The 12,805-nt window shown below is 37.9% G+C and carries 9 protein-coding genes; 6 read left to right on the top strand and 3 right to left on the bottom strand.

The features are described from left to right. Positions 1-75: 75 nt before the first annotated feature. A complete protein-coding gene (gene malE, locus CTN07_RS14615) occupies positions 76-1,257 on the bottom strand; it encodes a maltose/maltodextrin ABC transporter substrate-binding protein MalE (RefSeq protein ID WP_005305313.1) in 1,182 nt (393 codons plus the stop codon). A 428-nt stretch (positions 1,258-1,685) separates the two neighbouring features. Here malE and malK point away from each other — a divergent pair, with 428 nt between their 5' ends. The 4 genes from malK (at position 1,686) to CTN07_RS14595 (ending at position 6,046) form a co-directional block, all read left to right on the top strand. Then, positions 1,686-2,792, top strand: a complete 1,107-nt coding sequence (gene malK / locus CTN07_RS14610; RefSeq protein WP_005305317.1) for a maltose/maltodextrin ABC transporter ATP-binding protein MalK — start codon at positions 1,686-1,688, stop codon at positions 2,790-2,792. Positions 2,793-3,068: 276 nt separating this feature from the next. Beyond that, a complete protein-coding gene (locus CTN07_RS14605; RefSeq protein WP_036765723.1) occupies positions 3,069-3,248 on the top strand; it encodes a hypothetical protein in 180 nt (59 codons plus the stop codon). A gap of 635 nt (positions 3,249-3,883) precedes the next feature. Continuing rightward, on the top strand, positions 3,884-5,128 hold the full coding sequence (locus tag CTN07_RS14600; protein ID WP_036766029.1) for a maltoporin: 1,245 nt from the start codon (positions 3,884-3,886) through the stop codon (positions 5,126-5,128). 102 nt (positions 5,129-5,230) lie between these two features. Continuing rightward, positions 5,231-6,046 (top strand): MalM family protein, encoded by an 816-nt coding sequence (locus CTN07_RS14595; RefSeq protein ID WP_005305323.1) that lies wholly within the window; start codon positions 5,231-5,233, stop codon positions 6,044-6,046. A 108-nt stretch (positions 6,047-6,154) separates the two neighbouring features. On the opposite strand, the gene CTN07_RS14590 is transcribed toward CTN07_RS14595, so the two are convergent. Next, positions 6,155-7,873 carry a glycoside hydrolase family 36 protein gene (locus tag CTN07_RS14590; protein WP_005305325.1) on the bottom strand — a complete coding sequence of 573 codons (1,719 nt, stop codon included), beginning with the start codon at positions 7,871-7,873 and terminating at the stop codon, positions 6,155-6,157. A gap of 388 nt (positions 7,874-8,261) precedes the next feature. On the opposite strand from CTN07_RS14590, the gene CTN07_RS14585 reads away from it, so the two are divergent. Both CTN07_RS14585 and CTN07_RS14580 read left to right on the top strand, forming a co-directional pair. Then, on the top strand, positions 8,262-9,761 hold the full coding sequence (locus CTN07_RS14585; RefSeq protein WP_005305328.1) for a C40 family peptidase: 1,500 nt from the start codon (positions 8,262-8,264) through the stop codon (positions 9,759-9,761). Between the two features lie 94 nt (positions 9,762-9,855). Continuing rightward, positions 9,856-10,569, top strand: coding sequence for a ribonuclease T2 family protein (locus CTN07_RS14580; protein WP_005305331.1), 714 nt, complete (start codon positions 9,856-9,858; stop codon positions 10,567-10,569). A gap of 148 nt (positions 10,570-10,717) precedes the next feature. Here the strand turns inward: CTN07_RS14580 and CTN07_RS14575 are convergent, their stop codons facing one another. Further along, positions 10,718-12,784, bottom strand: coding sequence for an alpha-amylase (locus CTN07_RS14575; RefSeq protein ID WP_005305332.1), 2,067 nt, complete (start codon positions 12,782-12,784; stop codon positions 10,718-10,720). Positions 12,785-12,805 lie beyond the last annotated feature (21 nt).

The following is a 12,805-nucleotide window of genomic DNA, read 5'->3' as shown; positions in this document are numbered from 1 at the left end:
CAGAGTTCCTCACAATGCGAATGCGGGTAAATGAGGGAGCGACAACTCCCCCATTAATAGTACTAATTCAACAACTTACTTAGTCATACGCTCAGCAACAGTATTAAGCGCATCATCAACAGATTGACGGCCAGTTAATACGTTACCGATTGCTGCTTTTTCTGCGTACCAGAAGGCAGACATTTGTGGAATATTAGGCATAACTTCACCATTTAGGGCGTTATCCATCGTTGCTGCAATACGAGAATCTTTACTTAATGTTTTCTGATAAGACTTAAGTGCAACAGCACCGAGAGGAACATCTTTATTTACAGTCGCTAAACCTTCATCTGTCAGTAAATAATTCTCAAGAAACTCAACTGCAAGATCTTGGTTTGGAGATGCAGTACTAATACCTGCAGTTAATACACCAACAAATGGCTTAGATGGGTTACCACTTAGTTTAGGTAGAACCGTGACACCGTAATTAACACCAGCTTTATCAATGTTAGCCCAAGACCATGGACCATTGATTGTCATTGCAACATCACCTTTATTAAAGCCAGACTCTGCAATCGCATAATCAACGTCAGCTGCGATAACACCGTTATCAACCATCTGCTTCATAAACGTCATTGCGCGTTTTGCACCTTCATTATTTACGCCAACATTCTTAGCATCATAACCATTTGGAGTAAACTTAAAGGCATAGCCACCATCAGCAGCAAGCACTGGCCATGTGAAGAACGGTTCTTGTAAGTTCCACATAATGGCGCGCTTGCCTTTCTTTTGTAGCTCTTTGTCTAGTGCAGCCATCTCTTCCCAATTCTTTGGTGGATTAGGAACAAGATCTTTATTGTAGATAAGAGAAAGGGATTCAACCGCTACCGGATAACCAATGTATTTGCCATTGTAAGAAACTGCATCCCATGTAAAATCAGTGAACTTATTCTTAAATGCTTCTGTTGGTTTCACTTCAGCCAGAAGGCCTGCTTGAGCATATCCACCAAAGCGGTCATGAGCCCAGAAGATAATATCAGGACCATCACCGGTTGATGCCATTTGAGGAAACTTCTCTTCCAACGCATCTGGGTGAGCTACCGTCACTTTTACACCAGTATCTGCTTCAAACTTTTTACCAACTTCAGCTAGGCCGTTATAGCCTTTGTCACCATTAATCCAAATAGTGAGTTGACCTTCTTCAATCGCGGCATAAGCATTAACTGAACCAAGTGCAGCAAGAGTACATAGGGCAACGGTACTGAGGACTTTTCTCATCTTTAACATCCTTCCTGATTGTTATTTTTGGCAACGTTACATGGTTATTTAGTGGGTAACGTCATTTCACCACTATCATCCCTAACTTTGTGTAGGCCTACATCATCCTAAATACTACGCCCCCCTACAGCAGTTATTCAAAGCGTGATCTGGCTCGAATAGGAGGTGTGACGAAGATCTAAATATAAGTACATATTGTGATAGCACGCACAGGATATTCATCTACTAAATAGATTTCATCTAGTAAACTAGCAAAGTGTGAACTCGGTACTCCTCCCCCTTCATCCCCCTTGAACCAGATCAATTTAGGAGGATGTTTTATCAAAAAAACTGAGTAAAAATTCCAACATCCAGATAATATTCGTCGCCAGTAAGCCATTGATTAAAAATGTGCTCACCGACACAACAAAAAATAGAGGACAGGCACAATGACAAGTGTCACTTTACGAAACGTATGTAAAGCGTATGGAGATAACCTAATATCTAAAAATGTTGATTTGGATATTCAGGACGGAGAATTTGTCGTTTTCGTGGGCCCATCAGGCTGTGGTAAATCTACATTACTTCGCTGTATTGCTGGTTTAGAAGACATTACTTCTGGCGACTTATACATTGGTGATAAACGCATGAATGATGTTCCCCCATCTCAACGTGGTGTGGGCATGGTATTCCAATCTTATGCGCTATATCCCCACTTAAACCTATTCGACAATATGTCATTTGGTCTTAAACTAGCTAAAGCTGATAAAAGTGAAATCAAACGCCGAGTGGATCATGCTGCCGACATTTTACAGCTAGGACATTTATTAGAACGTAAACCTAAAGCACTGTCTGGTGGTCAACGTCAGCGTGTTGCTATTGGTCGAACACTTGTTGCTCAGCCTCAGGTTTTTCTCCTCGATGAACCTTTGTCTAACCTAGATGCGGCGCTTCGTGTGCAGATGCGTATCGAATTAGCAAAACTTCATAAACAGCTGGGTTGTACAATGATCTACGTTACTCACGATCAGATCGAAGCTATGACTCTTGCAAACAAAATTGTGGTATTAGATGGTGGATTTGTCTCTCAGGTTGGCCGCCCATTAGAGCTTTATCACTACCCACAAAATCGTTTCGTCGCTGGATTTATTGGTTCACCAAAGATGAACTTTATGAGTGTCTTTGTCGAAGAAGTTGAAAATGATCGTGTTATGGTTCAACTGGCTAATGGTAATGCATTCTGGATACCTGTAGATGGCTCAACCGTAGAACGTGGTTCTCGAATGTCACTGGGGGTCCGTCCTGAACATTTAGTGCCCTGTTGTGATGGTGATGCCTGCATTGAGGGTAAAGTCCTTGTTGTCGAAAAACTAGGACATGAGACACAGGTCTACTTGAATATGGACAATGTTGATGCTGACTTCATTTATCGCCAGCCAGATACTCTTGACATTAATGCAGGAGATCGCCTTGAAGTCGGAATACCGGCCCATCGCTGTCATCTATTCCATAGCGATGGCACTGCTTGTCGCCGCCTCTATGAGGAAAAAATTTAATTAGGTTTTATTATTTGGATTGCCGAATCCATTGACCATTAGCTCAGTGCCATAATATTGGTTTTTGTGCAGGTAAGGTTTGCTATGCAGCCTTACCTTTTTTCGTTCTTGCCATTGTCAACTATACTTTTAGTGTTCTACTCGCTAGATGGATCAGCGCAGTAGAATTCTTCATCAATCCTTTTGGGGTTTGACTCGTTATTGTGTTGCCGGGTTGAATGACACAAACGCCATATTGATTTTGATGCGTATTTATCCACATCAAGGAGGCTAAGTATGAATCACAACGATCGCATTGAAGACTTGGAATTGAGAATCTCTTTAGCTTATCAAGAAGGTCACTTTCAGCAAGCAAAAGAACTGGAAGCTCAGTTATCTCGAATTCGAGGACAGCGAAACCAATATGATAGAAATGAGCCTTATTCACTAGAAGGTCGAAGCTATTGGGATGAGTAGTTTTGTTTATTCTAAATAGCTTGGGTATACAGACCTAATATCTAAGCAATTTGGATATTAGTGACTCGAAAGATAAAGGGGAGATAACTAAATATATCCCCTTTATTTTTTTACTTTTTATTTTTAAAAAAATATCTCATCAATAAATTTGAATATGATCACACTAACTGTCCAATATAAAAGATAAATACTGCTTCTACTCCATATACTTTCCTATGGATTCTTGTGATACCAATCTCATTATTATTCATCTCATTATAAGTAAGGCTATTTACTCGTGAAGTAAGTCACACAACTTGTTGCTTTAAAGCTAATTTTTCGACACATCTCAACAAAATGTGATCCTTGCACTCATCCTCCCACCTCATCCTTAACTATTTCTTTTTTAGGATGATGCTAACGACTATTAAAAAGATAAAAATCAACTCATCAAATAAATCTTCAATCCTAATTTATTTGAAAAAAGCGAGTTATCACTGTGGGATGAAAATTAATAATACTCTACCTCCTCTGCACTATTAATTTTCAGCAATATTCTGATTACTTATAAGCAATCAATTTTAAATCAGATTATTCACCGTGATGAAACTGGCATAACAAATATAATGTTCCATGAAGGAGTTTCACCCATGAAATTGAACAAGGTTTGTCTAACAGCCGCAGCCGTATCTGCAGCACTAATGTCTACAGCAAGCATGGCTGCTGATGTAGATTTCTTCGGTTATATGCGTGCTGGTGTGGGTATCAGTGGTGACCACGGTCAACAGTTCGAATTCGAAAAAAATAACCTAGGTCGTTTAGGTAATGAAGGCGATGCATATGGTGAAATTGGTTTAGGCTCTAATATTTACCAACAAGATGACATGACATTCCGTGTTAATACCATGCTAGCAGCCACTTCTAACGGTTCAAATGACTGGGAAGGCACAGAAAAAGACGATGCTAAAATTGCATTACGCCAGCTAAACGTTGAAGCAAAAGGCGTGCTTGGCTTTGCACCAGAGGCAACACTATGGGCAGGTAAACGTTACTACCAACGTCATGATATTCATATTACTGACCGTTACTACTGGGATATCTCAGGTGCTGGTGCTGGTATCGAAAATATCGCAATGGGTCCAGGTAAGCTTTCTTTAGCATGGGTTCGTTCTGATCGCGAAGCAGAAGATTTCAATCCAATCCCTGATGAAATCCAGCCACTAAACATGAATATTTTAGACGCTCGTTATGCTGGTCTAAATTTATGGGATGGCGCCTCTCTTGAGCTTGGTATTGATTACGCAATTGCTAATCCAGATCACGATGCAAATCAAGCAGCAAAAGATGCCAAAGATGGCGTAATGCTAACGGCAGAACTCACTCAAAGCGTTCTTGGTGGCTTTAACAAGACTGTTGTCCAGTTTGGTAACGAAGGTTATGGTGCGCCAATGGTTTATGGTGGTGCAGGTAACTGGTACGCTGCTGAAGCTAAACACGGTGGTTCAGCTTATCGCTTAATTAACCATGGTGTAATCAGCCTTGGCGAACACTGGGATCTTTCTCACCAACTAGTGTGGGCATCAACTATCGATGATATCCAAGATGGTCAAAAGCAGGATATCACTAACTTCTCTGCTGTAGTTCGCCCTGTTTACAAGTGGGATGATCATCATAAGACCATCTTTGAAGCCGGTTACTTTGCTAACGACGGTGCAACTGATGCAAATAACTCTGGTGGTCAAAAATACACCCTTGCTCAAGCATGGACTGCAGGTTCTAGCTTCTGGGCTCGTCCTGAAATCCGCCTATACGCAAGCTACCTAAAAAATGACGACGGTAAATTTGCTGGCAATAAAGACAACGAATACAACATCGGTGTTCAAGCTGAAGCCTGGTGGTAATCGTTTCAGTTTAACTTAAATAAATACGGTCAATTATTTGATTGACCGTATCTTTTCTTCCATTGATGATCCATTAATTAGCAGCCAAACGTGGGTAGCATTATGAACAAAGCTGTAGCATTGGCGATTTCCGCAGTCCTTCTCTCTGGCTGTGCGCAACAAACCCAATCCTTAGATACATCAGTAGCACAAGCTCAAATAAAACAAAGCTCAGGTATTCACTGGCAACCGCTTAATATTCCGACAAAAGTCACTTTCACCCTGGATAAAAATAGTCAAACCAGTCAACAATTTAATAGTGCTGGAGCCATTGCCGCTTTTCAAATACCAGCAAATCGTGGGGCGATAACGGTTGATTTACAAAGCATCATAGATCAAGGGGTCTATGCTCCAAATATCGCCTTTGTTGATAATAAGGGTGAAGTGTTACAGACATTCTCTTTTGCTGATTTTAGTTATAAACCAGCAAAATTTTTAGATGGCGATTTGCTTGAAGGTAAATTCACTTTCTTACCACCAATCACAGAAACAACCGTTAATATGGTGATTTACACCACGACAAAAGATTTAGCACAAAAAACAGAAGTACTTCATCCAGCCAAAGCTTATGCTATAGCTCATGGAAATGTACCACCCGAAATTCCAAATCCAGAAGTCAATCACTCACCCTATGGTAAGTTGAATTTATCAATTTCAACACCTTATTTGACTCACCAGCCACAAGCCCAAGCCTCAGTGGTGGTTGCAGATCAAGCCCCTACTCTTGATGAAACAAAAAGTTATTATCTTGATGGTATCAAACAAGCTGTAAAGAAAAATGATATCGAAAAAGCAATGAAGTTATTAGATGAAGCTGAGCGTTTAGGCATTGATAAAGCGCGTTCAGTCTTTATTACTACTGTTAAAGCGCAAAGTTAATAAATTGAACAACTTAGTTTCCTTGCAACACGTCGTAAATGAGTAACTTTTCTTTTTCTAATTTTACAGTTGAGCCACTTTTAATGAGTGGCTCTTTTTTATCACTTATTAACGGGCAACTACACTACAACTGTTTAATCCAGGCGATAATTGAACTTGATATGTAGATACACTCGTTGCCACACATTCTCCTGTCCAAAAATCAAACCAGTCTTTATTTCCTTTTGCATCAAACGTCACAGTACGTGCATTTGCATCATTATAATTAAATCCAATATAAATCGTTTGCTGCTTGTCTAAAGTTAACTCTGCTTGAGCTAAAGAGAGATCATTAAACTCAGCGCTATTTGGTGTTTGGCATTGACGCTCAACTAAACGATGAAAAGACTGCTGAGCAAATGGTGTCCAATGAGCTAATGGATCACCAGATAACAATAATCCACCACTTGCTAAAACCACATCACGATGGAATAGATAACTGTTGTGACTTGTTTTTTGACTTGCTAGATCGATTAAGGTGACACAATCAGGATCAATATGCCACAGCGCCAAATGCTGCCAACTGCGATAAAACGTCTCTTGTGCTATTTGGCTAAAGCGGTGAGGATTACGTTCAACATCATCAGACACTCGCATTGCATCAACCAATCCTAAAGATGGCCACATCGGTGCATTACAACCTAATAACCAAGCTGAACCAGCTCCTTTAGCAATGGCTTCCATCCCTAAACGATAAGCTGCAACACCTGTACAATCTTTTTTATAACGCGCACCTTTGAGTGTTCCCCAGTAGTTTGCGTCTAACTTAAATAGCTCAACGCCCCACTCTTCCCGCATAGTTTTAACAACAGAGGTTAGATGCGCTTGAACCTCCGGATGCGAAGTATCAAGAATATACCACGGCGTACATCGCCATCCGCCATAAGTTACGGTTTCAGCTTTGAGCAATTCACCTTCTTGATGACAAACAAACCAATTAGGATGTTGTTTAAAAATCTCTGAACTTGGCTCTGCAATAAATGGCGCTAACCAAATTCCTGGCTGTTTCCCTTGTTGTTTAATCTTGGCTATCACCGTTTGAATACCATCCGAAAAACGTTCCGATGGAGTCAGCCAATCTCCCATATAAGCTTGATAACCGTCATCCAGTAATACCCATTCAATATTTTTATTCTCACCTGTCATGCAGCGAATATTTTGTTCAATATCTGAAGCTGACACCCCAGCATAATAGGCATACCACGAGCACCAACCTACAGGTGATCGTTGAGAATCATTTCGCTTTGGATGGTTACGATTAATCGCCTTTGTGAAGCTCTGATATACATCATGTAAATTAGACCCAACCACAGTAACTATCTGCTCAAGTGTAATACCATTAGCTGTATCTGGTTTAAATACACAGTGCTCACCATCAATAAAAGCGTAAATAGATTGATCATGAATTTCAAAGTAACCAGCAAAACGGTGACAGGAAGTAAAACCGAATAAAGTAAATTGCCCCTCTTGCTCTATCACAAGATAGTTATAATAACGGTTTGGCGCATCGTGCGGATAGATACGATACTCACTGTTATTATCAGGACATCGACCAATAGCTTGTGGTTGTTCTATTGTTCCACCAGTTTGAGCCAGCATTTGAAAGCCATCACCAATAATGGATTCTGTTCCTTGATATGGAAAAGTAAATCGCCCTATTAAGGTAGTTGCGCTGAGTGAATGTGTTGATTCTGCGATTAAATAAACGACATTAAGTTGCTCACAGCATATCGAAACATCAATATTTGCAGCAGGTTGGAAGGGAATCGAATTTAAGGTACAAGACATTTTATAACTTCAGGAATAATAAAGGGTTATCCACTTTACCTGTCTTGTACCCCTACATAATGAGATCGTTTACACAAATTAGCAAATATAAATCATTACATTTCATTACAATTTATATTCTAAAAATATAGAGTCTTTTTATAAAGATCTTATTTATGGAATGGAGGTCACAATAAATAGAACAGGTCTAATATTGCATCCCCATAAGGAATATGATTAAACTATTATTACATAATAAACTCAAATAAAACCTCTCATAATAGTAATTAACAATATATTTAAGTAAAAATATCAATTTATGGCAATATCAATCTCAATATTGCTTTACCTAATAAGAGATATTATCCAAAGATAGAATTAGTATTCTCACGTAGATAAAGGGAAATTCATGAATATAAATAAACATTTAATGCTATTAGCATTATTAACCAACTATAGTTATGCAAATGGAAACAACATAACAATTCCTATTGAAATAACTCAAGATGCATTTCATTACATTTCACATAAGGATTTAGATAAAAATATTATAGATAAATACACAATCAGACAAATGAATGAATATTTTAATACGCAATATTATTTTCAATGGTCAGATGATGCCAACCAAAATGATTTTTATTATGTTCCCAATAATACACAAACAAAAAACAACATATTAAAATTAGAAAATGATACTATTCGTTATTATAAAGAAAGATCAGGATATGATAAAAACTATCTACCCCATACAAGTAACTGGGTTAACTTTATTTCTGAAAATATGAATTTAAAGTCATTTCCCAATATCCCTTGTGACAATCATTCATGTAGAGGAATTGTCGTTAATAACGCCCAAGTTCGATCATTACCTACATCTGATGCATTTTATAATAATTTTACAATTCCAGGAGAAGGTTATCCATTCGACTACATACAACTTTCAGCTTTATGGACTGGTACACCAATAATGCTAATCCATATGTCAACAGATAAGAAATGGACCTTAATTAAAGGACAAGGCACCTTAGGATGGGTACCAACTTCGAGTATCGCAAATGTTGACGAAAGCTTTATAACGCAATGGAAACGATATAGACTAGTTACTCCAACAGTAAGAAAACAAGATTTACCCATAGAAAAATATGATATTAATAATAAAATATTGGAAGCGGGATCAATATTACCAGGACATAAAGGCAAATTAAAAATTCCGGTGAAAGACAAAAATGGTACAGCAACTTTATTAACAGTTAATAGTAAAAATCTCAAATTTACAACTTGGCCAATGACACCTAGTTACAAAAATTTTGCACACCAAATAAATAACTACATAGGAATGCCATATGGATGGGGGGGAATGGATTTCAATAATGATTGTTCTGGTTTATTAAAAAGGTTATTCAGCACATTTGGTATTTGGCTACCTCGTTCATCATTTTATCAAGCAAATTACGCTGGCCAAATATACAGTATGTATGGCCAAAGTGAAGAGCAGCGAAAAGAACTGCTTGTTGAACAAGAGGGGGCAATACAACTTATTCCATTTATGACTTTAGTTAGCTTTGGTAATAGCAAAACATCAACAAGTCATATTGGTTTATATATGGGGACAACTGAGTATAACCATAATAAAGTTGCGGTAATGTTTAATGCTCCGTGGGGAGTAAAGCTAGTAAATGGTAATAACGAACAAGGAAGAGCATTAGTTGGGCAAACACTAATTACTCCGATAGGTATTGGAGACGCTTTTACTGAAGGGTTATCTAACCAAGACTGGGCTCTACAATCATTATGGAATACTGTTGGGTTCAATACTACTTTGCTAACCGAAACACCAAAAAATAAACGATTATACCAAGGAATTGATAATTCATACTCTATAGAAAAATATCTATTTGAAAAATAATATCTTAGGTTTATAGAAACTATATATTCATAAAAAGGAGATTAAATCAAAGCTATCTCCTTTTCATCTCTTATATTATTACTATGGAAAAAAAATGAAAAAAACGATCATAGTCTTATGTTTAACATTTGCTAACATTACATATGCTGAAGATTCATTTGAAGTCTCAGTAAAAAATGCCCCAAGTGGTCTATATAATACAAATGTTGTTGCCATGACCTGGATGCCAACATTTTGTAATATACGTCAATTAAAAAACGATGAAAATTGTGTTAATGACTTTAAACTTCATGGTATATGGCCCTATTATCACGCTACTATCGATAATGATAACATATTAAATTATCATCCATCCAATTGTTACCACTCAGAAGGTTGTACATCAACAAAGGATTGTGATATTTCAAAAGAAACAATTTCATTTCTTGATAATGATATAAGTATGCAACGATCTTACCCTAAAAATGTAACTCTTTGGTCTCATGAATGGAAAAAACATGGAACATGCTCAGGACTTAATCAAAAAGACTATTTTGAACTAGCCAATGTTTATTTACCTAAAATATCAAATCATTATGAAAAAATAAAAATTTTAGCACAAAGAAATAAAAATAACTCTGTCGACGTTAATGAAATTTATAACCTTCTACCACATAATACCTCTTTACGTTGTTACAATATACAAGGAGATAATTACTTATTCGAAGTAAATTTCTTCTTTGACCGTTTAGGTAAAGAATATAATAAAGTCAAAACTCAAATTGGCGATAGATGTGATGGTATGGTTTTTCTAAGTTGGTTAGATTAACCCTAATATCAATTCAACATTTATATAATATTACGTTTTACTTAGTATATTTGAGCCACAGAGCATAACATAATGTGGCTCAATTTTTAAATATCAATAATAATCTATTTCTATCTATGTGCATTGACTATGGATATATCAAGCAGCCTTACTTCTTAGGATTACCAACAAATGCAACTACCACTTTATCAGTGCCTAATTGACGAGAAAAAGCATAACCCTGTTGCTGAGTAAGCTCTTGATGAACGCCTGCACCAACGGCTGGATGTCGTTGCCTAAATTGCCCGACTGTCCGCCAATGTTGTAATAACGCTTGTTGCTCATCATTAAGTTTCCACACCATATCAGAACGGGTCCCTTGATGAAAATCATCAGCATAAGGCCCTAAATCTCGACCGATCTCATCACCATAGAAGACTTGAACCGCTCCAGGGCTAAGTAACAGAGCATTTGCGGCACTTTTTTGCATCTCAAAAGATCGATAACGGCTAAAAAATAACTCAGTATCATGAGAGGATATGTAACTGGTCATATTAAAGTCTGCAGATTTTTTTAACTGCTGGTTATAATCTTGATACACAGGTTTCATTTGTGAGAAGCAAACTGCAGCTTGATCCATTTTTTTCTGCAGGTCAAAATTAATCAGCGCATCGAAACCATCATTATAATAAGGGCTACGATAAGCGCCATGACCCCACACCTCTCCCATCATCCAAAATGGTTCATTATTTTTACTATTATGCAGTTGCCGCCATTGCTGTAATTTTTCACCAGCTTGTAGCTTCAATCTTTGCCACACCTCACCATCAACGTGTTTTACAGTATCAACACGAAAACCATCAATGCCAAATCGTTTAACCCAATCGGTTTGCCACTCAATAAGATAATCACTCACGGTGTAATTTGGTTTTGCTTTTACTTGTGTATCAGGATTGTCCAATAACCACTGAGGAGGTGTAACAACTTTCTCTGATTCGGTAAGAAAATCCGGTAAGCCAGCAAGCGTCATCGTAATATCATCACTACCCGGAGCCAAATAATCAGGTAATCCTGCACGAACCCAATCTTTACCCCACCACTGTTGCCACTCTTTGCTTTGATAATTGATTAACGAATTATAACTGTGCCAACTCTGACCTGCTTTCGGTTGCCAATCGGCCCACTGCTTTGGAACTTGCTCGCGATTTACAACTTGAATATCATCGAATTGCAAATCAGCAAGTGTTGCATACCCTGCATGATTAATAACGGCGTCTAACAGTACTTTGATGCCTCGCTGATGGGCCTGACTCACAAGCTCTCTTAACTCAGCTTCATTACCTAAATTAGCATCGATCTTAGTAAAATCTCGAGTCCAATAACCGTGATAGGCATAAAAAGGGAAAGAACCGCTGTCTCCACCACCGACAAAGCCATGTACTTGTTCAACTATGGGAGATAACCAAATAACATTGGTTCCAAGGCTCTGAATATAATCCAGTTTATCAATAACACCTTGTATATCACCACCGTGAAAGGTACCTATCTCCTGCTTGCCATCTTTGTGACGGCCATAGCTGTTATCATTACGAGTGTCACCATTATTAAAGCGATCCAACATCACAAAGTAAATATTAGCATTACGATAGTTAAAAGAAGGTTTTGGTTCTACTTGTGTAAGCGGCTCTAACAACACTAATCCAGCACTATTTATTGAAGGCGTGAGTCGAACCTTACCATTATTCACCACCACATTTTGTTGCGTAAACACTTCTCGTAATTGAGTTCCATCCGGATATGTATTGGCCAAATCAAGCGTGACCAAACCGCCATGATATTGCTCGCAGTCTATTTGGGGGATTGGTCGTTTAAATACACTGTGTGTCTGTTTTTTAGGTGCACGTTTAATTAATACCGTCTGTTTCTTTCCATCATATTCAAAAGCATAATCACCACTAAATCGAATTTTAATAGGAAGTACGGTTGGTTTACTACAATTTAAATTCAACGGTTGATTAAATCTTATTTTTTTCACAATCGGTGACTGACAATCTTTATTTATACCTTCAATTTTTAATTGGTATTCCCCTTTCACCAAAGGAATAACTAAACTCTGAAGATCGGATAATGGGTAATCTCGGCTGGTTGTCGAAGTTGAAATAGTAAGTGATGGATTAGCAATAACAGCACTACTAGATAGCGCTGAAATAAGAACTATTAAGAGATTTATTTTCATACAACATACCTAAAGCAAAGC

The organism is Photobacterium damselae (assembly GCF_003026815.1).
GTDB classification, from domain to species: Bacteria; Pseudomonadota; Gammaproteobacteria; order Enterobacterales; family Vibrionaceae; genus Photobacterium; species Photobacterium damselae.
The sequence above is the reverse complement of the archived record's forward strand: the minus strand, read 5'-3'. Positions and strand labels throughout refer to the sequence as shown.